Annotated in this window: 17 protein-coding genes; 7 read left to right on the plus strand and 10 right to left on the minus strand. The window is 58.0% G+C overall.

The window, feature by feature from the left end; genetic code table 11:
- Positions 1–93: 93 nt before the first annotated feature.
- Positions 94–507 carry a hypothetical protein gene (locus DQN55_RS18465; RefSeq protein ID WP_048378485.1) on the plus strand — a complete coding sequence of 138 codons (414 nt, stop codon included), beginning with the start codon at positions 94–96 and terminating at the stop codon, positions 505–507.
- Between the two features lie 57 nt (positions 508–564).
- Here DQN55_RS18465 and rimI read toward each other — a convergent pair whose 3' ends face one another.
- On the minus strand, positions 565–1017 hold the full coding sequence (rimI, locus tag DQN55_RS18470; protein WP_048378484.1) for a ribosomal protein S18-alanine N-acetyltransferase: 453 nt from the start codon (positions 1015–1017) through the stop codon (positions 565–567).
- A complete protein-coding gene (locus tag DQN55_RS18475; protein WP_048378483.1) occupies positions 1010–1786 on the minus strand; it encodes an SPOR domain-containing protein in 777 nt (258 codons plus the stop codon). Before DQN55_RS18475 ends, rimI begins: the two co-directional genes overlap by 8 nt.
- A 179-nt stretch (positions 1787–1965) precedes the next feature.
- On the opposite strand from DQN55_RS18475, the gene mksB reads away from it, so the two are divergent.
- From mksB to DQN55_RS18500, 5 genes are all read left to right on the plus strand, one after another.
- On the plus strand, positions 1966–3243 hold the full coding sequence (gene mksB, locus DQN55_RS18480) for an Mks condensin complex protein MksB (RefSeq protein ID WP_048378482.1): 1278 nt from the start codon (positions 1966–1968) through the stop codon (positions 3241–3243).
- Positions 3233–3889 (plus strand): Mks condensin complex protein MksE, encoded by a 657-nt coding sequence (gene mksE / locus DQN55_RS18485; RefSeq protein WP_048378481.1) that lies wholly within the window; start codon positions 3233–3235, stop codon positions 3887–3889. The genes mksB and mksE overlap by 11 nt, the downstream gene beginning before the upstream one ends.
- The gene (gene mksF / locus DQN55_RS18490) at positions 3886–6726 is read left to right on the plus strand and encodes an Mks condensin complex protein MksF (protein ID WP_048378480.1); all 2841 of its coding nucleotides are present in this window, start codon (positions 3886–3888) and stop codon (positions 6724–6726) included. The genes mksE and mksF overlap by 4 nt, the downstream gene beginning before the upstream one ends.
- 533 nt (positions 6727–7259) lie before the next feature.
- Positions 7260–7889, plus strand: coding sequence for a response regulator transcription factor (locus DQN55_RS18495; protein ID WP_048378479.1), 630 nt, complete (start codon positions 7260–7262; stop codon positions 7887–7889).
- Positions 7886–11515, plus strand: coding sequence for a transporter substrate-binding domain-containing protein (locus DQN55_RS18500; RefSeq protein WP_048378478.1), 3630 nt, complete (start codon positions 7886–7888; stop codon positions 11513–11515). The genes DQN55_RS18495 and DQN55_RS18500 overlap by 4 nt, the downstream gene beginning before the upstream one ends.
- A 43-nt stretch (positions 11516–11558) precedes the next feature.
- On the opposite strand, the gene DQN55_RS18505 is transcribed toward DQN55_RS18500, so the two are convergent.
- The 8 genes from DQN55_RS18505 to DQN55_RS18540 all read right to left on the minus strand — a co-directional run bounded on the left by DQN55_RS18505 (position 11559) and on the right by DQN55_RS18540 (position 19282).
- Positions 11559–12437: a hypothetical protein gene (locus DQN55_RS18505; protein ID WP_048378477.1), complete on the minus strand. Its 879-nt coding sequence runs from the start codon at positions 12435–12437 to the stop codon at positions 11559–11561.
- A 34-nt stretch (positions 12438–12471) separates the two neighbouring features.
- Positions 12472–12978, minus strand: coding sequence for a fimbrial protein (locus tag DQN55_RS18510; protein ID WP_048378476.1), 507 nt, complete (start codon positions 12976–12978; stop codon positions 12472–12474).
- Entirely contained in the window at positions 12971–13552 is a 582-nt protein-coding gene (locus DQN55_RS18515; RefSeq protein ID WP_048379530.1) for a fimbrial protein, read from the minus strand. Before DQN55_RS18515 ends, DQN55_RS18510 begins: the two co-directional genes overlap by 8 nt.
- Before the next feature lie 21 nt (positions 13553–13573).
- A complete protein-coding gene (locus tag DQN55_RS18520) occupies positions 13574–14335 on the minus strand; it encodes a fimbria/pilus periplasmic chaperone (protein WP_048378475.1) in 762 nt (253 codons plus the stop codon).
- Positions 14332–16893 carry an outer membrane usher protein gene (locus tag DQN55_RS18525; protein ID WP_082150720.1) on the minus strand — a complete coding sequence of 854 codons (2562 nt, stop codon included), beginning with the start codon at positions 16891–16893 and terminating at the stop codon, positions 14332–14334. The genes DQN55_RS18520 and DQN55_RS18525 overlap by 4 nt, the downstream gene beginning before the upstream one ends.
- A complete protein-coding gene (locus DQN55_RS18530; RefSeq protein ID WP_157314780.1) occupies positions 16894–17454 on the minus strand; it encodes a fimbrial protein in 561 nt (186 codons plus the stop codon).
- A gap of 52 nt (positions 17455–17506) precedes the next feature.
- Entirely contained in the window at positions 17507–18034 is a 528-nt protein-coding gene (locus tag DQN55_RS18535; protein ID WP_048378474.1) for a fimbrial protein, read from the minus strand.
- Between the two features lie 348 nt (positions 18035–18382).
- Positions 18383–19282 carry a LysR family transcriptional regulator gene (locus DQN55_RS18540; RefSeq protein WP_048379525.1) on the minus strand — a complete coding sequence of 300 codons (900 nt, stop codon included), beginning with the start codon at positions 19280–19282 and terminating at the stop codon, positions 18383–18385.
- A gap of 191 nt (positions 19283–19473) precedes the next feature.
- On the opposite strand from DQN55_RS18540, the gene DQN55_RS18545 reads away from it, so the two are divergent.
- The gene (locus DQN55_RS18545) at positions 19474–20490 is read left to right on the plus strand and encodes a zinc-dependent alcohol dehydrogenase family protein (RefSeq protein ID WP_048378473.1); all 1017 of its coding nucleotides are present in this window, start codon (positions 19474–19476) and stop codon (positions 20488–20490) included.
- The last annotated feature ends 2 nt before the right edge of the window (positions 20491–20492 follow it).

Genomic DNA, 20492 nt, shown 5'->3' on the forward strand with positions numbered 1-20492 from the left:
CGGGCCAATGCCAAAACCGGTACTCGGACAGGCGGAATCTTCAGGGGGGTCTACAGTCCACCGTATTAAGGCCCCACAGTATGAGGAATTACCATGGCTGATTCACGTCGTCCGTATGGAGTACAACAACCTGCCGACATCGACGATACCGAAGATCGTATGGGCTCCCTGGAACCGCTGGACTTTGATGATGATGAAACACACGAGCCCATCAGTGATCTGTTCACCGACGAAGAGCACGAGCGGCATGTCGCAGGCCATCGTGCACGCAATGCGGGTTTGAGCGGTGCTGCCATGCCGGGGCGAGATTCGAATGCTGACGATCTCGATCCCGAGATGCTGATCCCTGAAGACGGTGCCCGGGATGCCGAAGAAGCCGCCGAAGGCCGTAACGTCCCTGCGGACTGGGACCTGAGCGTGGTGAATGAGGATCAAATCGGCGGCGGTGACGGACTGGATGAAGCAGAACTGGCAGATATTGATCCGGTAGGACGCAAGCCTGAATAACCTGCGCTCCTCCTGCAGGAGCGAGGGTGCTCATGCAGGGGGGTAATACTTCTGGAGTTAATCTACCAGCGTACAGGCCATGACCACAGCATCTTCACGTCCGCCGACCGCCGGGTAGTAATCGCGACGACGGCCAATTTCGTTGAAGCCATAGCGCTCGTACAACTTGAACGCGGCCGTGTTGCTGTCACGCAGCTCGAGGAAGCACTCGCGGGCGTTGTGCTGGTAGGCAATCGACATCAGGTGCTCAAGCAACTTGAGACCCAGGCCACGGCCCTGGCTTTCCGGTTTGACCGTGATGTTCAGCAAATGGGCTTCATCAAGGATGATTTGCACCACGCCATGCCCCACTTGCTGCTCACCTTCGAACATCAGCCAGATGTGGTATTTGCCCAGCCCGTCGAGAAAAATGCCGCGCGTCCACGGATGGCTGAAAGCGGCGTATTCAACTTTCAAGACCGCATCAAGGTCCGCCTCGATCATCGGGCGGAAGGTTACAGCGTCACTCATCGTTTTGTTTCCAGCGCGCCATCAGCCGGCGCATGGCTTGCCACACATCCGCTTTGCGTTGTGGCTCATCCATTAAGAGTTCCAGGCCCGGCAACGCCCAAGCGCAGCCCAGCCCTTCGATTTCTAGTTCGCGATTGAAGGCTTCAGCATTCGCTTCACCGGCAAAGCGCACAGCCGGCAGCCCTATCAGCCACAGACAGGCACATTCGGCCTCTTCAAGGCGCGCCATGACAAAGCCCTGCACAAACTCACACGCGGCGTCAGGGCCTTGATCGACATTGCCACGCCTGAGCAATGGCCAACGCACCGGTTCGCCGATGATTTGCGGACTGTCCGGCAGGCCTGCTGCACGCAGCATGTCCTTTAACAGCAAATAAGCCGGATCGCGGCTCTGGAAAGCACCGCCTGTGGGTAACTCCACCAGCACCAGGCAACGTCCGGCGCGCAGCAACTGCAAGGCAAAGCGCGGGGGTGGCAACTGGACCACTTTCGCCACGGCGGGTGCTGCCTCGGCCACGACGGCAGGCTTGCTCGCAGGTCGCGGCGTGACCGACGGTCGGGGCACTTCGATTTTTGGTCGCTCGGCAGGTGCACTCGGCGCAACCATCGCCTTGACCACAGGCCGCGTAATCACAGGCTCAGCGGGCGGTTCTGGGAGCACCAGCAGCTCGGGCCGCGAAGGCGCAGCAAATGGCAACTCGGTGCGCGGTAACCAGTTGACCACCTGCATGGCAGTCAAGTAAGCGCGGCGGCGGGACTCGTTCAACAAGGGTCGGCCATCTGTGGATAACAAAGAGAACCGCGATTCTACCGCCCTTCTGCCTTTCTCGCCCGCAGTTGATGGTTAAACGGTTGCTCGACGTATCCGGCCTCTGATCGCCAAGTAATGACTCGACGGCACGTTGCAGTACAATCGCGACCTTTCATTGCCAATCGACCGGCCCTCCCATGATCGAACCCAAGCGCGTTTTACGTGCCCTCGCCGAGCACTGGGCACTTCTTGAGCCTTTGTGTGAACACTTCGACCAGGGCACCTTGAGCCTCAGCGAGCTGCGCCTGCAATTAGCCGCTCATCAGCTGGACAGCACACCACAAGACATCACCAGCGTGCTCGACACCTGGATCAGGCTGGACATTCTGGTGCCGGTTGCGAAAAGCCCCAACCGCTTCGAACTCAATGCCCAAATCCACGACTTTCTGGCGTATTTAAGGCGCGAGCACCGCCTCGGGCTGTGCCTGGAAATCGAAGCCTATTTGCGCCACCTGGAGCGTCTGGCGGGTTATATCCAGGATGCATTCGATATTCGTGACGGCAACGACCTGGCACGCCAGCTGCGTTTGCTCGACATGCGCGTGCGCGATGTGCTGAAAAAACTCGCCAATGACGAACAGGCGCTGGTCGCCGTGGCCGAACGGGCCAAAACCAGTGACCGCCAGATCCCTTTGCGCCAGCGTTACGCCGAAGTACTCGCGACCTGGGACGAATACGTCGAGCCGATGATCCAACTGGTGAACGCCGACGGTGCTTTCGAACAAGGCGTTCGCAAGGTTGAAAATGTGCTGCTGCGCATGCTCAGCGAACAGCAACGGCTCGGCCATCTGGTGGACGACGACATGTTGCTGCGTACCCACGCGCGTATCCTCGAAATGCAGACCAGTGCCCAACTGACCTTGCGTCATGCCCGTGAGCTGTTGCTGCCGTTGCGGGAAGAAGCCCGCCGGCACAATGCCGTAACCCGTGGCGCGGCCCTGGCCCTGGCGGCGATCCGACGCAAAGGTCTGGACGCAATACCGCAAGCCTCGATGCCGATGTTCACCCGCCCGCAAAGTACCTTTTTGGGTAGCGCCAGCCAGGTGGAAGCTTATGTGTATGCCCTGGCCCGGTTCGAACCCAAGCCGGCGCGCTTCCCCAAGGCCCACAAAACCCAAAAAGGCGAGGCCCCGAAAGCGCCGCGCACGGTCAAGGAAATGCTCGATCGCTGCAGCCATGCCCTGCCCCTCCCGGACTTAATGAACTGGCTGCTGATCCAGGAGCCGGACGGCGACACCGACGAATTACTGTATTGGTTCTCCCGACTGTCGCGCGAGAAACGCTTCGTGCGCGAGCGTCTTGAACGCCGCGATTACCACACCCACGAACATCTGGTCAGCCTGCGCTCTTTCGCTCTGCTTTCGCACAGCGAAGACGCGACCGAGACTTCTGCGAGCCCTCTCCATGCATCTTGATCTTTCTGAACTGTCCCAGCTGGCCCCGATATTTCGTGAGTTGTTCAAGGGCTATCACGTCAGCCGCCGCGATCCAGAGCTGTACGCCCAACTGTCGAACTTCCAGGATGCCTACCGGGCGCTGTTCAAAGCCCTCGGCTTTGAACTGGTGTGTGATACCCGGGGTTTCTATTACTTCGTGCCGGACACCGCCACGGCTCAGGTCAACAAGACCGCGCAACGCCTGGCGCTGTTCACATTTATCATCGTTGAGCATCTGGCCGACCAGGGCCGCGACCCGATCGCCGTACTCGATGGCGGTAGCCTGGGACGCGATGAGTTGCCGGCTCTGCTGGAAAAATACCGCGACCTGTTTGTCCAGGCGGAAGTCACCACCCAGGACGAGCTGGAAGAAAAGATCATGCGCCGCATGACCCAGCTCGGGTTTGCCAGCGAAGAAACCGGTCTGTACCGTTTTCTGCCGCCTATGCACCGCTTCCTGGATGTCTGCCTGTCGGTCCAGCAAGACCGCGACCTGGCCGCCAGCCTGCACAGCATCCTGCCGTTGCCGACACCGGTATTGATCGACGATGACGCCGAGGAAGAAGACGAAGACGCCGCCCTGGCCCGCGCCATTGCCGCAGAGCAACAGGAGATTGATGCATGAGCCAGGAACGCTACGGGATACGCCGCTTTGCCCTGCTGAACACCGCCGGTTACAGCCTGGGATTATTTCCGCTGGAACACCCATTGTCGGTGTACGGGGCGAATAACCTCGGCAAATCGGCTTCGATCAACGCGTTGCAGTTTCCGATTCTCGCGCGCATGTCCGACATGAGCTTCGGCAAGTACAGCCTCGAACAGTCACGGCGTTTTTACTTCGCATCCGACACCAGCTACATCCTGGTCGAGGTGTCGCTGCCCCACGGTCCGCACGTGATCGGTGTGGTTGGACGTGGCCCCGGCGGCGGCTTCGGCCACCAGTTTTTCGCCTACGCCGGCAAGCTCGACCTGGCGCACTACCAGAAAGACGACACCTGCCTGCGCCAGAAGGAGCTGTTCAACAACCTGGAACGCCACGGCCTGAAAGCTTACGAGCTCAAGCCGGATGAATTGCGGCGTTTGCTGGTGGGCGGTCATACCTCGATCCCGCTGGATCTGACGCTGATCCCGCTGCGTTCCACCAGTGAACAGAGCCTGAAAACCTTCCGCGCACTGTTCATCAACCTGCTGCACATGCGGGAAATCACGGCAGCCAAGCTCAAGCAGCTGTTTCTCGATGCCTTCGAACACAGCCTGCGCTCGGGCAGCGTCGACTACATCGCAGCCTGTGAAGAAGCCTTCCGCGATGTCCGCCGCATGGAGCAGGACTACAACGCGCTGGTCGGTGCCGGGCCACTGGTTGAAACGCTCGCCACCGGCGTGCGCCAGCGTGATCTGTTGCGCGGCAAGCTGCATCGCCTGTCACCATTGCTCGACTCGTTGCTGGGCACGTGGCAGGACTACGCCGGCGCGCGCAAGGAAGAGCTGCTGATCCAGTCCGAGCACTACCGCAACGAGCAGGATGCGCTGCAAAACGATCAACGCAGCAGCACCCAGGAGCTGATGCGCCTGGAGCGGGAAATCACCGGTATCCAGCGCTGGCTGGGTGAGCTCTCGGTCCTCAAGCATCGCTTCGCCCTGGTCGATGATGTGAAGGTGCTCGAGCAGCAATTGCTGGCGGCCAAGGACGCGCACGACGAACTGGCCGGCGCGCTTGCGCAGTCGCGGCAGTTCAGCGCCGAGGACCTGGACGAACGCCTGCGTGATCTGGAAAAACGCCTGAAATCAGTCCGCCAGCAACTGGACCATGCCGACAACAACAGCTACGCCCGCCTGCGCGAAGAGTTTTCGCAACAGGATGTCGAGCGCCTGATGCGCCTGTTCAACAGCGCCCTGTTCAGTCTGCCGCTGGGTGAGCACGGGATTGCGCTGGACGACAGCAATGCCTGGGTCAAATCCCTGGAAATGATCCTCGACGGGTTTAAAGGCGAGCGTTTCGAGGCGCCGGGCCTGTCCATCGACCTTAGCCATATTGAGCCACCGGCCCTGCAGGCGCTGGCGGACCGGGCAGCCCTGCGCGACCAGAAGGATCGCCTGGAAAAAGAACTCAAGCAGCTGAAAACCCAGCAGGCCGTGACCTCGGACCGCGCCGCGAGCAAGACCGAAGCCGAGTTGCTGTACCAGCAGGTGCTGGATGCGCAAAAGGCCCTGGAAGACTTCCGCCGCAGCCAGACTTTGAGCGCCGAAGAAGGCGAAAAACTGGAGCAACTGGCCCAGGCAGAAGCCGCGCAAGATGAATTGAAACGTTCCAGCGATGCCTTCACCGAGCGCGTCCAGCAGCTGTCGGCCAAATTGCAATTGGTCGGCCGGCAAATCGGGGACATGGAAGCCAAGCAGCGCACGCTGGATGACAGCTTGCGTCGCCGTCAATTGCTGCCGGCCGACCTGCCGTTCGGCACACCGTTCATGGACCCGGTGGACGATTCGATGGATAACCTGCTGCCCTTGCTCAACGATTATCAGGACAGCTGGCAAGGGTTGCTACGCTGCGACGGCCAGATCGAAGCCCTGTACGCGCAAGTGCGCTTGAAGGGTGTGGCCAAGTTCGACAGCGAAGACGACATGGAGCGGCGCTTGCAGTTGCTGATCAACGCCTACGCGCACCGCACCGAAGAAGCGTTGACCCTGGGCAAGGCACGTCGTGCAGCCGTGACCGATATCGCGCGCACGCTGCGCAATATCCGCAGTGACTACGACAGCCTGGAGCATCAGCTGGCGCTATTCAACCGCGAGATCAACAAGCGCCAGGTCTCCAACCTGCAAAGCTTCCGTATTGTGCTGGCACCAAACAAGGAGGCGCTCAAGCATATCGATCAGATTATCCACAGCGCCGGACAGTACGAAGAAGGCGAGACGCTGTCGGTGTTCGACCTCAGCCAGAGTGCCGAACAGGACAACAAGAACGAAGAAGCCAAGGAGTATCTGGCACGTCTGGTAGCAGCCAACCACAACCAGCTGGGGCTTAAGGATCTGTTCGAACTGGCGTTCGAGATCACCAAGGTCAACGGCCAGCCGGTGATTCATACCGACATTGACGGTGCAGCTTCCAACGGCACGACCATGACCATCAAGGCGCTGACCAACATGTACTTGTTGCTGCACTTGATGGATCGCGAGCAGGCCGGGCGTATCCGTTTACCGTACTACCTGGATGAAGCCGCGGACATTGACGAGAAAAACCAGACTGCCTTGCTGGAAACCAGCCTGCAGTTGGGCTTTGTGCCGATTCTGGCCAGTGTGAAACCGCAAGTCTGTGCCCATGTGGCCATCGACCTTGAAGGGGGCAGCGGACCCAACGGGATTTATATCGATGAAGACGACTGGAAGTACATCCGTCGCCACGACGAAGTAAAGCCTGATGCCCAGGCCGCGACTCAGTTGCTGGAACTGGACGAAGTCTAAGCAACAGCCGGCTACACCCCAAAGGCTGCGATCAGTGATCGCGGCCTTTTTTGTTGAGGCCCCGCGAAGTCAACCACGCAACACACGTCGCGCCCTGCGCCTGTACCTGACGGCCCCTCCCGAGCAGCGAGTGCTTTTGTAAGTATTTCTATAATTTCGGAAAATTCCTACCCACCTTAGAAATAAAGAGCGCCACACTTCCTATCCGTATAACAACCGCCTCTTGCGGGATTCACTCACACAAAGGCATTAAAGCGATACCACTTAGCAAGTACTGCCAAGTGCAACACTCGTGACTTACATGTGGCGCTTTTGATTGCCCGCACGACTTGAGTACTGCACAGGACGGTTCATACAGCACGACGGCACTGACACCCAACTTTCTTTAATGCCAACCGTTCTTTATGAACCCCCTTGTATAAAAGGTATATTCACCCTTTATGTCACTCCCATAAAAAGGCTTTGCACTCACGTCTGCGTGATAGTTAAAGCCGATGACCTACAAACGCCCTCTTTAAGTTGTAGGAGTAATCATGCGTAAGGCCTTAATTGTAGATGACCATCCCTTTATCCGATCCATTGTCAGATTTGTACTGGAGAAATCCAACTTCCAGATCGCTGCAGAAACCGATAACGGTGCCTCGGCGCTGGACCTGGCACGTTCACATGTGCCCCACCTGATCATTCTCGACTTGTCGATGCCCAAGCTGGACGGGCTTGAAGTATTGAAGCGGCTGCACACCCTGGGGCTGCCCATAAAAGTGTTGGTGCTGACGTCCAAAGGGTCGGACTTTTATGCCGATCGATGCATAAGGGCCGGTGCCATTGGTTTTATAGAAAAGACCGAAGATGTCGAAGCGCTGACCAAAGCCATTCAGATGGTGATGAGCGGTCGACTTTATCTAAGTAATCTGGACGTCAACCTGCCTTTTCATAAAAGCCAGGACAAAAGCGATCAACAATTAATCAACACGCTGTCTGATCGAGAGTTGCGCACCCTGCACTATTTAGTCTCAGGCTATTCCAACAAAAAAATTTCGGAAGCCATGTTATTGAGTGAAAAAACCGTCAGCACTTATAAAACCCGCATATTAACCAAGCTCAATATCAAGTCCGTCGTCTATCTTGCTGAGTTTGCCAAACGCAACAATCTAATCGAATGAATAGGGTGTTTCGCCCCCTCCACTCTCTCGGGCTGCTGTTAGTGTGGCTGACGTCATTCAGTTATGCCGATCCGGCCAACCTGCAATTGTTGGCTCGCTCAAAGACGAGCGAGCCTTCACTCACGCTGGATGAGGGTGACCGGCAATGGTTGAAGAATAAACGAGCACTTGTTCTTGGAACGTCTGCACCCGATTACGCGCCTTTTGATATCTCGGCGGGCAGTGATTACTTCGAAGGTTTGACCGCCGATTATGCGGGGCTGCTCAGCCAACTGCTGAACGTCGAGATCAAGGTGCGTTGCTACGATTCACGTGCTGAGGCAATCGCTGCACTGAAAACTAAAGAAATCGACGTACTGGGCACGGCCAATGCTTATGAAATGAAAGACCCTCAGCTGGCCTTTTCGACTGCCTATGCCGACGACACCTCGGTGCTGGTCACGCGCACTGGCGACCCCGCCCTCAGCAATGACACACCCGGCCGGCAGAAGATCGCCATGCTTTACCACTATCAACCGGTCGAGGTGGTGAAAGCGCTGTACCCCGAGAAAGAGCTGCAGCTGTATGCCTCGACCCTGGAAGCTATTGGTGCGGTGGCTTTCGGTCAGGCCGACATATATTTAGGCGACTCGATAAGCACTCATTACCTGATCAATAAAAATTACCTGAACAATGTTCACCTCAAGGGCTTTTCATCCCTTGAAGGACCGGCCTTCTCGTTTGCCGTATTACACCCCAATCCCCGCTTGCTGCGCCTGATCAACGCCGCGCTGGCGGCCGTCCCCTCCACTGAACGCTCAGCCATTGCAAGTCGTTGGGGCGCCAGCGGAATGCACTTTGAAAACCGTGGCCGCCTGCAGTTCTCCCCTTCGGAACAGCGTTGGCTGGACCTGCATCCGCGGCTCAAGGTGGCCATCACCGATGATTTTTTCCCTTTTACCTTTCTTGACAGCCATGGCGGCTTCAGTGGCCTGGCCGCCGACCTGCTCGGCAAGATCAGCCTGCGTACGGGCCTCAAGTTTGAGCTGGTGCGCAGCCGTTCGGTGTCGGAAATGATCGAGTCCGTCAAACAGGGGAATGCCGATCTAATCGCCGCCTTCACCCCCAGCAGCAGTCGCGAAGATACGTTCCGCTTTACCAAACCCTACCTCTCAACCCCCTTTGTGCTGGTCACACGCCGCCAGCCGGGTAGCGCCCGGACACTCGATGAACTCAATGGCAAACGCGTGGCACTGGTCATCGACAATACGGTAAGCCCGTACCTGACGGAGCATTACCCGGGCGTGCGGCTGATCGCGGCCAAGAACTCGGCGCAAGCTCTGGCAATGCTGGCCGCGGGAGAGGTCGATGGCGCTATCAACTCGCTGATCAGTGCGCGTTACCTGATCAAGCAGCAGCATAATGGTCAACTGCAAATCAGCAGCACGGTGGGCCTCACACCGGCCCAGTTTTCGTTGGCAATGGCAGCCCCGTCGTCACTGCTCTACTCCATCCTGGGCAAGGCATTGATGAGTATTCCTCCCGAAGAAATGGACGCTTTGACCAACCGCTGGAACCGCGCAGTGGTGCTGGATAACCGCTACTGGGTGCGCAATCGCGGGGCAATTATCCGGATTTCACTGATCGGGGCGCTGGTGCTGTTAATGGCCATTGCGTGGATCACTTATCTGCGCCGGTTGATTCATAAACGAGACAACGCCGAGCGTGCGCTCAGTGACCAACTGGCGTTCATGCGCGCATTGATCGATGGCACGCCCCATCCTATTTACGTGCGCGACCGCCAGGGGCGACTGTTGATTTGCAACGCCGGTTACCTGAACACGTTTGGGGTCACCCGTGAGTCGGTGCTGGGCAAAACTCTGCTGGAGTCCACCTTCGCCTCACCGCAGCAAAATACGGCGAATCACGTGGCTTACATGAAGGTGATGGAAGAAGGCCGGCCGCTGGTACGTGATCACCGGATGGTGCTGCCGGACGGGTCCGTGTTGACCATTTACGATTGGGTCCTGCCCTACCGCGGCAGCGATGGCAGCGTGGTCGGGGTTACGGGCGGGTGGATTGATATCAGCGAGCGCCAGCAGTTGCTTGAGCAATTGCAGGAGGCCAAAAACCAGGCCGACCAGGCCAGCCTGGCCAAGAGCGACTTTCTGACCACCATGAGCCATGAAATTCGTACGCCGATGAATGCCGTGATCGGCATGCTGGAGCTGGCGATGAAAAAGGCCGAACAAGGCATTGCCGACAGTGCCTGCATTGGCGTTGCCTGGGACGCCGCCCATGGGTTGCTGGAACTGATCGGTGACATTCTGGACATTACCCAGATCGAGTCCGGGCGCATGCCGCTTAACCAGCAACGCACTCATTTGATGAAGCTGGTGGAGTCCACCGCACGAGTGTTCGAGGCGATGGCGGAGCAAAAAGGCTTGTTGATGAGCTTTGAGCTGGACCCCAGGATCAATACGGACGTGCTGATCGACCCTGTGCGCTTCAGACAGATTCTGTCGAACCTCATGAGCAATGCCATCAAGTTCACCGAATGCGGCCACGTGCGCTTGAGCGTACGTGCCAAGGGTTCCAGGGATGGTGAGCGCCTGCAGGTTTGCGTACAGGTCGAGGACACGGGGATCGGTATTTCCGAAGAAGATCAGCAGCGCCTGTTCAGCCCGTTCTCTCAGGTCAATATACCCAGCAAGGCATGCGCCGGCTCAGGCCTGGGGCTGATGATCAGTCGCCGGCTGTGCGAAATGATGGGCGGCACGTTGACCTTGAACAGCACACTGGGCAAAGGCACACGCATCATCATGCGGCTTGATATCGTGACCTTGCTTTCCCCGGTGCCGGCTGCCGTGCCTGATAACGTATCGCCGGGCCAGCTCCGTACGCTGAAAGTGCTGGTGGTCGATGACTACCCGCCCAATCGACGGCTGTTGACCCAACAACTGAGTTTTTTAGGGCATACCGCGGTCGAAGCCCACGAAGGCGCGCAAGCGCTGAAGGTCTGGAGGGCGCAGCGCTTTGACATGATCATGACCGACTGTGCGATGCCGGTGCTGGACGGTTATGAACTGACCCGCACCATTCGCGCCGAGGAAGCCGCCAGTGGTTCCCCGCCGGTACTGATCGTCGGTTTTACCGCAAACGCCCAGACCGGCGAAGTCGAACGCTGCCTCGCGGCGGGGATGAACGATTGCCTGTTCAAGCCCATCAGCCTGCACCATTTACAAACCCGACTGGCTTCAGCAGACCTGATCCCCGTCCATCTGGCTGACGATCTGGAACTTGAGGGCTCGGACAAGCTGATCAATCTCGAGGCCCTGGAGCGACTGACCGGGGGCGATACCTGTGCCCTGGAGCGTATGATCGAGCCGTTGCTCACCTGCATGAAGGACGACATGGAAGCCTTATTGAACGCCTTCACCCGACATGACTTGCCAGGCTTGAGCGAAGTAGCGCACAAGGTAAAAAGTGGCGCACGAATGATCAAGGCCAGGCATCTGGCCCAGTGTTGCGAAGACCTTGAACAGGGTTGTCTGGCGCCTAACTGGAGACAGCTGGCCAAGCGGGTCGACGAACAGTACACGGCAATGGAGCAGGTGCTGGATGCGCTTGAGCGGCATCGAACATGAGGCCTGGCTCCGGGGCAAGCGGCCTGCCCCGGAGCCAGGCCGATCACATAAAACTCTGGATCAACACCACGGTTTTTGAGAAGCGTCCCGTTTGCGCACCCTTGTCGGTCAGCGTGGAAGCAATCCTCAGAACCGAGGTACCAGACGGCAGGTTGATCAGCTCGCCCGCCCTGACCCCGTTCACCGTAATCAGGCTGTCGATGCCGTTGCCAATGGCGAACGGGTTCCCTACAGACACCTGGTAACGGACCGCAGCGCTGCGCGCGCACGTTACCGCTCGAGTGGTCTCTTTTTTCACACCATTGATTGCTCCGAGCTTCAACGGTCCGTAATTCAGGATCACGGTTGCCCCGGAGACCGTACACTGATTGGCCGGGATCGTTCCCGGGACACACGAGACCGAGCCCGGAACCAACCCATAAAACCCCCTGCCGTAAGTGGACCATGCCCCGCACACCTCAGCGACCCATCCAGGCTGTACGGTGTAGGCATAACCATAGCTTCTCGTCACGCTTGTGCCGAACTTGTTCACCCAGGCTCTGATCGCCTGATCGAACGTAATACCGTTGCTCACCATGACATTGGTATCAACCCCGCCATTCGCCCAGCAATCACGGGTCCACGATACACAGCCCATGGGTGATATAGCGGGATAACCGGGGGTTAGCTTGGTGTAGGAAAGCGGCCCGAACAAACAACTGGCAGCGCCTCCACAGTGAACCCGGCCTGAATACTGGTCAGGCTTACCGTTGTCGTACGCGCTCGCGGTGCCTGAAGCCACTACTTGAGTGGTGGGCCCTCCAGGCATCTGACGGGCATCGGCGTTGATCTTGCTGACCAGGTTCCAGGCGCCTGCCATCGGCGTCACCGCCAGCAACAGGGCCCCGGCCAGTGGCAGGCCCCGCGTGAGATAGCTCTTCATAACATTCACTTTTTCATATCCGCAGGAAATGGGCTCATTGCAGTTCGACCAGCAGTGTGGCGGTCGCCGAAAAGCTACCGGTGTCCAGCCTCGGTCGTGGCCGCCGCACTGGTACGGCCTCCATGAAGGGCAAGGTCGGGTAGCTGAAAGCCGCCGCTGTATTGATCGGCCAGACCACCCCGTCGATATACAGCCTGATCCCCAGGTCGCGATTGGTCGTCGACAATGCTGTCGGCTCGAAGGTAGCCCCCGTGCCTTTCAGCGTCAGGTGCATGGCATTCGATGGCTGATTGCTGCAACTGACGGTGTAGGGCACACCCAGCCGGTAGTTCACGCCGTCAATTCGTTCCTTCACCAGGTTGTCCCCAAACGGCACATTGAGGGTGTTGCCACCGTTGATGACACAGGACGGAGGCGCCATGACCTCGCCAGTGAGGGTCAGGTTAATGTCAGCGCTGGCGTCCAGGCTGGGGCCCCACAAACAACACACTGCGACCAGCAACCCAAAGCCAGAGGTTGGCATTCTCTTGTTCTCAGTCATAAGTGAGCCTGAAATCCACGACGGCCCGGAACGGGCCATTGGTCAGCGGTGCGGACGTACGGGTGGGCTGGACGTGCCAGGTCAGGATGTCGCTGCCATGGGCCAGGAACAAAGGTTCACCGTCCTGCCCCAAACGGGCGTCGCGTCCCAGCGGATCCGTCAGGCGCAACCCCATCCCGGTCACACCTTGCACTTTGATCAGGCGCGGGTCATCCGCATCCGCTGGCGCGATAAACGCCACCGACAACACCGGTTCATAGCGGCTCCAGACCAATGTCCCGGTTCGCTCATTGCGCAGGCTGCCGGCTATGCGGCGGCAATCCATAAAACGCAATTGGAAAACCACCGGCGGCGCCCTGTCGCCCGTCTGTCGCAAATGGCTGCGCGCGACATTACCGAGCTCAACCGTTTGATAGGCCGAGGCCATGTTCAACACACAAGGGGCATGCTGCAGTGAGCCGGAGATCTCCAGCACACCGTCCTGGCTCACCACCGGATCCTCTTCGGCATGTACCCGCGAGTCGCTCAAGAGCGCAAACAGGCAAACGCAAGCGCTAACAACACAGGTTTTCATGATGTTCTCCCGCAGCACGCACTACTCATTGCGCGGTGAGGCATTGAGGTCGACCTTGCAATCATTGCCACTGCAACTGAACGCCAGCGTAGGGCGTCCGCCGTAATCGTTTACATAGGTCAGGTACGGTGTTGCACCCAGCGCGGCTGCGCTCGGCCCCAGTTTCAGTGAGCCTTTGGGCGGTACCATCAAGGGCTCGAAGTCGGCGGCGGTTTTAGCGTCCCGGGCACTGCGGGCATCCACCAGCGTGATGAAGTACGGGGTGGGGTTGTTCACCTGATAGTGATCACCCTGACGGGTCAGCGTCAGTTTCTCCTGCCAAGGATTGGCGAGTTCCTGCTGACTCGGGACGATCGAGGCCGGTCGATAGAACAGTTTTATCCGCGTTTGCAGCGCAATTTGCAGCGTATTGGCCTTATCACTGCGCGGAGGAATTTCCCGCAGATTGAAGTAGTAAACCGTCTCTCTGTCCTGGGCGAGCAATTTGGCGGCGGGCAGCGCCTGCACCTTGACCTGGCTGTTCTTGCCCGGCTCCAGGCGTTGAACCGGCGGGAGCACCGCCAGCGGGCTGATGATCTTTTTGCCCTGCTCATCTTCAATCCAGCCTTGGGCCAGATAAGGCAACTGGGTGTTGTTGTTGGTGATGTTCATGCTGACAGCCTCCTTGCCGCCCTCAAAAATCACGCGGGTTCGGTCCAGGCCAATCGCGCCCTTGGCATTGTTGGCCAGGCACAACGCGACAAAAGCGAAAGCCAACGGAGTAAGACGTGCATTCAGGGTCATGAGGATTTTTTCTCCATATCATCAGGCATGTGTGTTGAGGCAGGGGCGGATTGCGCGTTATCCGTGCTGACTGCGTGGCAAAGCAGATCCAGGGTCGACGTCAGCCCGTCCGCAGGCAGAGCTGCCGGCAGTCTGATGCCACAGCGCTCGGAACCTCCCCAACTGACGGTCATGCGGTCGCCGGGCTGAATACCGCTCAAGTACACGCTGCCAGCGTCATTAACGATTCCGGTTTCCTGCTGACGGGTATTTTTCACCGTGGCACCAAACGGTGGAGCGCTGCCGTCGGGCAAACGCAGCACGGCCATGGCCTTTTCGCCGGCAATCACATCCAGCGTGCGATAGCCGATAGCACCTTCGGTCAGTGTCAGTTGCGTCACCGAGCGGGTCGCCTCGACGTTGGCTGGCAAGTTCTCCAGATCAACACTGGCGGCTGTGCGCAAATAACTGCTGAGGTCCGAAATCACCGCCTTGCCGAATGCATTCGTGCGGGTCGGTGAGCCATGACCGCGAACGGGTACATCGGGAACATCGCCGGTATCCAGCATCAGGCGCGTACCGCCCATGCTGCCGCTGCGGTGAAAGGCCCCGCCGCTGGACGTCAACGTGCCACCGCCGCGGGCAGACAGGCTGAAACTGCGGTGATTGCCTTTTTCAACACTGGCACTGACATCGACATCCGCGCTGTCACCGACATGGCTCAGGTAACCGCTGACCGAGTTATCACTGGCTGCAAGCTGATAGTTGTTTCGCTCATCGATACGGTCGCTGAAACGGGCGGAATAGCTGTTTTTATTCTGCGCCCGACTGGCGCCAGTGGTCAGCGTGCCGGAGCGGCCCAACGGCAGGCTGAGGGACACATACACCCCATTGCTGTTTGACTGGTCGCGCTCCTGATTGCGGAACAGATTCAGCGAGAGGCTCATGTTCTTCACCGACCCCACATCAAAGTAACGCGCCAGCGACAGATTCCACCGCTCGCTGTCCGGCCGGTCCCAATAGGACTGGTTGCTGTAGTTCAAATAAATGGACAGCCCGGCGTCCCTGAACTGCTTATTGAACGTCGCCGAGTACAGCGACTTGCTACCGCCTACGGGGCCCGGGGAAATACTCGCGTCCAGGTACTCGCTCATGCTCAGAAAATCTTTTTCGGAAAAGCGGTAACCGGCAAAGGTGACCTGGCTGTCGAATTCGGCGAAGGTTTTCGAATAACTGAGGCGATAGGAATTGCCCGACAGCGTTTCATCCCGTAGCTCGGTACGGGCCCGCGTGACATCGAAAGACACCGCACCGAAGGCCAGCAGATCGCGACCAATCCCCATGGACAGCGCCCGGTAATGGTTGTCGGTAATGCCACCGCCATACAGGGACCAACCGTTGCTGATGCCCCATGAGAATTCACCGGTGCCAAAGACGCTGCCTGCGCTGCCGTTGTGAAGCCTGGACGGACGTCCGGCAGCCAGTTTGTAACGCACCGACCCGGGGCGCGTCAGATAGGGGACGCTGGCAGACTCGACCTTGAAGGTCTGGACCGAGCCGTCTTGCTCCTCAATTCGAACATCCAGCGAACCGCTGACCGCGTCATTCAGATCCTGAATCCGAAACGGTCCGGCCGCCACCAGAGCGCTATACAGCACACGGCCCTGCTGGCTGATGATGACTCTGGCATTGGTTTTGGCCACACCCACCACCTCCGGGGCGTAACCGCGCAAGTTGGGCGGTAATTGGCTGTCATCGGAGTTGAGCGAGGCACCGGTAAAGCGAAAACTGTCGAACAGGTCGGAATACAGATAATCCTCACCCAGCGTCAATCGCGCCTGCAATGCCGGCAAGGCGCGATAGGCATAAATGCGACTCCACTCCATCGAACGCTGGCGGTTCACCGTCTCATCATCGGCGCGACCTTGCCAGTCGGCCCGCAAGCGCCAGGGCCCCAGATTGGCACCGAGACTGCCATTGCCGCTGATATCGTTACGCGACGAGCCGTCCCTGTCATGAATCGACTGTGCGGTAAGGTTGTAATCCAGCAACAGTCCCGGGACACCTTCATCCCAGCGCGCAGGCGGGTCCCAGTTCGCAGCGGTGTACTGCAAGTACGCCTGGGGTACAGAGATATAGAGCGTGGAAGTACTCAAATCGCCCGTGACTTCCATGCCGGGCAGGCTGCTGATATTCAGACACTCACCGCCCCGCCACCAGTCCAGCGCGGCAGCCTTCTCGTCTTTGAGCCCCAATTGCGCCGCCAGCTCGGGGGACAGGCACGCTTCACTGCCTTTGGGATCATCATCCGGAGGATGAAAAGCCACTTTCTGTTCTGGAAGGGTTTGCGCGTTGATTTCCACGGCCATGGAGTAAGTGCCGGGCAGGATGAAACCACTGCGGGAAAATTGAGACAGGTCGATATTGCTTCGGTCATTCAGATCGAGAATATCGGTATTGAACTGGATCTCTGCCGCGGCTAATGCACTGCCGGCCACCGAGGTCAGCCCAATGAATAAACACCGACGCAGCAACGCGTTGAACGAAGGCGCGTCCAGCGAAGTAAACAGCCCATGCATTCAGAAATACTCCAGCCTGAAACGCACCGCAGCGCGGTGAGTGCCCACAGACACGGGGCGGTCATTGCCGACCAGACGGAGGGTGTAATGGAGTACTTGATGGTTGCCGGCAACCGGTGTCAGCGGCATTGGCACACCGGGCATGCTTTCTCGCCCAGCGGCATCGGTGATGAGCAGGGCCACTCCTTGCGAAGAACCGAAGGCTGCAAAAGAGCGCCCTTCGCGATCGGTCACCCCATCGAAAGTCACTCTGACATGCTGCCAGTCCGGCAGCTTCTCATCGGACTGATTGGGGTTTGTCCGGGTGAGTGAACACCTGACTAAACGCAGTGTGAATGGATGCGGATTACTCTCACCCTCACGGACAAGCCGACCCACGGGCGTGGGGTCCATTTCAATAAGCTGATATGCACTTTCAGTTTCCAGTGCACACGCCGTATCAACGATTTGCCCGCCCAATATAACAACGCCACTGCCTTGGTCAGCCGCCAAAACAGTCGTCAACGAAACAGGCAATAGTGCAAGCGAGGAAGTGACAGCCCAAGTGGTCAGTGCATTCACGCTAAAGAGTCCCCATAAGTGCCCTGCCACTTGGCAGTGACAGGGCAACGACTTATTGATAAGCCAATGAGAAGTTAGTAACCGCCGTGAACTTGCCCGGGGTAACAGTACCCGCAGCGCTACCTTGCAAGTAGGCACCAAAGGACAACGTGTTATCACCGTCCTGAAGACGTTGCGGCGTAGTCGCCGTGCCCAATACAATTTGAGCGCCAGTGCCGTCACGCATCATGATGCCTGCACCGCTTGCAGTGCCGACAATCCCCAACGCTCCCGGGACGGCTACCGATTCGGCACCGGTGAAGGTGCTGGTGACGGTGTTCAGCGTGCTCGTGTCACAGCCCACAAGCTTGATGTAGAAGGGTTCAGGGTTGCCCGTACCACCTGCCTCCAGCTCCGATTTGGCAACCTGGCCCAGCCCGACAGTCTGATCGACACTCTCAGGACTGATCGAGCACGCAGCTTCAATAATGGCCCCTTCAAACGTAATCACACCTGAACCGGCGCCTGCGGCATGCACAGCCGACGCCGTGCTCGCGAGCAAGATCATGGAAACCAACGCGGATTTCATTGCAAACTTCATCAGAGTTTTCCTATATAAGTATTTAAAAGTACAGCGCAGCCATCATTCAAAAGTGAGCCGCCATATGCGCCGATAACAACGGCACTCACAGCACACACGTTTAAAAGTCTTCCCTGACGTTGCGAGCATTTAGTCCACTTGAGTTTGGCCACTGTGAGTGCGCAATAAACATAAACCCTCAACACGGTGAGTATTTAATCTGCGCCAGCGGCGAAACCCTTAAGAACATAACTGCGAACTTTAAAATGACGTGTAGGAATTATCCGAACTTCAGAAATATCAATGAGCGGTGTCAAATACAGGGAAGATGACGCGAGAAATATGACCGTCACACCTCCCCTGAACCATTTAACGCGGAAGGAACCAATGCGGGTGTAATGCCGGAAAATGCACCTGCAACCACCTCACAAATGCATCGACCTGAGGTGCCAGGTGGGTTCGACTTGGGTAGAGCACCGACACAGGGCGCGGTTGCGGACGAAATGCCCTGAGCACCTCAACCAGTTGCCCACTGTCCAGAAGCTTGCCCACGGTGATGCCCGGTGCCTGAAACAGACCGAAACCTGCAAGGCCGCACTCCACATAAGCATTGGACTCGTTCACCGTGATCCCGCCCTGAGGCATATACGGCTGATCTTCCCCCGCCACCGAGAAATGCCACAGCCACGGCCTGTTATTTTTCCCGGAAAGAAAGCGCACACAACTATGGCCTGCCAGATCCGCCAGGGTTTCAGGCGCACCGTTCGCCTGTAGATAATCCGGCGATGCACACGTCACCATGAGCGCAGTGCCTATTTCTCTCGCCACCAGGCTGGAGTCCGGGAGCTCGCCAATGCGCAGCGCACAATCAATGCCTTCAGCAACCAGATCAACCGTACGGTCGGTCACCCCCAGGGCCAGCTCAATCTCAGGGAAGGCCTGGTTGAAGCCCCTCAGGCTGGCCATGAAGCTGCGCTGGGCAAATGCGGTGGGGATATCAATTCGAAGCCTGCCGCGCAAGGTGGAACCATCGCGATGAAACATGGCGGTGGTGTCTGCAATCGTTGCCAGAATGACTTTCACACGCTCGTAAAATTGCTCACCTTCAGCCGTGAGTTTTACCGTGCGCGTGGTGCGCTGAAACAGACGAACTCCCAACGATGCTTCCAGGCCCTGAATCGTACGCGTGATATGCGGTCGTCCAGTCTGCATAGACTCGGCAACTTTGGTGAAACTGCCCAGTTCCGCCAGCTTGGCGAACACCTGCATCGACTGTAGAAGCTCCATGGGCTTGCTCCTGGATAAGCATTGCAATGGGTTTATTGTTACTCCACAGAGTAACAATCCTGTAGGTTTCTGCCCATTTATCCGAACGTGCGATCCATGAACAATCTCTCCCAACGCAAAGGAGGAGTCCCTTCCCTCCATCTGCACTTTCACAACATGGCTGGAGAGAGAACATGAAAGCATGGCTTCTTAAAGATTTCGGGCTGGATAACCTGGTGCAGGAAGAGACTGAAACCCCTGTGCCCAAGCCAGGAGAGTTACTGGTCAAAGTGGGCGCGGTCTCACTGAACTTCCGTGACAAAGCCATCGTCGATGGCATCTATGAGCCACATAAGGTCCCCAAGCCATTGATTCCGGTAAGTGATGCCGCCGGCACGGTAGTGGCAACCGGCGAGGGTGTCAGCCGCTTCGCCATCGGCGACCGCGTCAACTCTCATCTCTATTCCCGCTGGCTGGATGGCATGCCTGGACCGGACGAGCCCGATTACTGCTTCGGTTCTCCCTTACCGGGAGGTCTTGCGCAATACATGATCATCCATGAGGACAGTGCAGTACGCGCCCCTGACAACATGTCGGATGAAGAAGCCTCAACCCTTCCCATTGCAGCGCTGACCGCCTGGTATGCGCTCGTGGATTTTGGTCAGATCGAGGCCGGACAAACCGTTTTGGTTCAGGGCACCGGTGGCGTATCCGTTTTTGCGGCACAGATTGCGACTGCGCTGGGCGCCAAGGTTATTGTCACTTCAAGCCAGGATGAGAATCTGCAGGCGGTGAAAAAGCTCGGAGCTGTGGCGGGAGTGAATTATCGCAGCCACCCGCAATGGTCCGAAGAAGTGCTGAGGCTGACGGATGGCAAAGGAGTGGATCTGCTGCTGGACGTCGCAGGCGGCGACGGCATTAACCAATCGGTTGCAGCGACCAAGGCCGGTGGCCGCATCGCACAGATCGGCTTTCTGACCGGGCAAACCTCTGCACTGAACTTGATGCCTCTGATCTTCCGGCAAACCACCTTGCGTGGCATTGCCGTTGCTCCCCGCTCTTCGTTTGACCGCATGAACGCATTCTTGAATGAGCACAACATTCGTCCCGTGATCGACCACGTATACCCATTCGACCAGGCTCGCCAGGCGTATGAACATCTGGCCAGAGGCGCGTTTGGCAAAGTGGTCATCAAGATCGCCCACGATTGAAA

Source organism: Pseudomonas taetrolens, assembly GCF_900475285.1.
GTDB lineage: Bacteria > Pseudomonadota > Gammaproteobacteria > Pseudomonadales > Pseudomonadaceae > Aquipseudomonas > Aquipseudomonas taetrolens.

Excerpts from the sequence above, each read along its gene's own strand:
- DQN55_RS18465 (WP_048378485.1), top strand. The coding sequence starts at position 94 with ATGGCTGATTCACGTCGTCCGTATGGAGTACAACAACCTGCCGACATC.
- rimI (WP_048378484.1), bottom strand. The coding sequence starts at position 1,017 with ATGAGTGACGCTGTAACCTTCCGCCCGATGATCGAGGCGGACCTTGAT.
- mksB (WP_048378482.1), top strand. The coding sequence starts at position 1,966 with ATGATCGAACCCAAGCGCGTTTTACGTGCCCTCGCCGAGCACTGGGCA.
- mksE (WP_048378481.1), top strand. The coding sequence starts at position 3,233 with ATGCATCTTGATCTTTCTGAACTGTCCCAGCTGGCCCCGATATTTCGT.
- mksF (WP_048378480.1), top strand. The coding sequence starts at position 3,886 with ATGAGCCAGGAACGCTACGGGATACGCCGCTTTGCCCTGCTGAACACC.
- DQN55_RS18495 (WP_048378479.1), top strand. The coding sequence starts at position 7,260 with ATGCGTAAGGCCTTAATTGTAGATGACCATCCCTTTATCCGATCCATT.
- DQN55_RS18500 (WP_048378478.1), top strand. The coding sequence starts at position 7,886 with ATGAATAGGGTGTTTCGCCCCCTCCACTCTCTCGGGCTGCTGTTAGTG.
- DQN55_RS18505 (WP_048378477.1), bottom strand. The coding sequence starts at position 12,437 with ATGAAGAGCTATCTCACGCGGGGCCTGCCACTGGCCGGGGCCCTGTTG.
- DQN55_RS18510 (WP_048378476.1), bottom strand. The coding sequence starts at position 12,978 with ATGACTGAGAACAAGAGAATGCCAACCTCTGGCTTTGGGTTGCTGGTC.
- DQN55_RS18515 (WP_048379530.1), bottom strand. The coding sequence starts at position 13,552 with ATGAAAACCTGTGTTGTTAGCGCTTGCGTTTGCCTGTTTGCGCTCTTG.
- DQN55_RS18520 (WP_048378475.1), bottom strand. The coding sequence starts at position 14,335 with ATGACCCTGAATGCACGTCTTACTCCGTTGGCTTTCGCTTTTGTCGCG.
- DQN55_RS18525 (WP_082150720.1), bottom strand. The coding sequence starts at position 16,893 with ATGCATGGGCTGTTTACTTCGCTGGACGCGCCTTCGTTCAACGCGTTG.
- DQN55_RS18535 (WP_048378474.1), bottom strand. The coding sequence starts at position 18,034 with ATGAAGTTTGCAATGAAATCCGCGTTGGTTTCCATGATCTTGCTCGCG.
- DQN55_RS18540 (WP_048379525.1), bottom strand. The coding sequence starts at position 19,282 with ATGCAGGTGTTCGCCAAGCTGGCGGAACTGGGCAGTTTCACCAAAGTT.
- DQN55_RS18545 (WP_048378473.1), top strand. The coding sequence starts at position 19,474 with ATGAAAGCATGGCTTCTTAAAGATTTCGGGCTGGATAACCTGGTGCAG.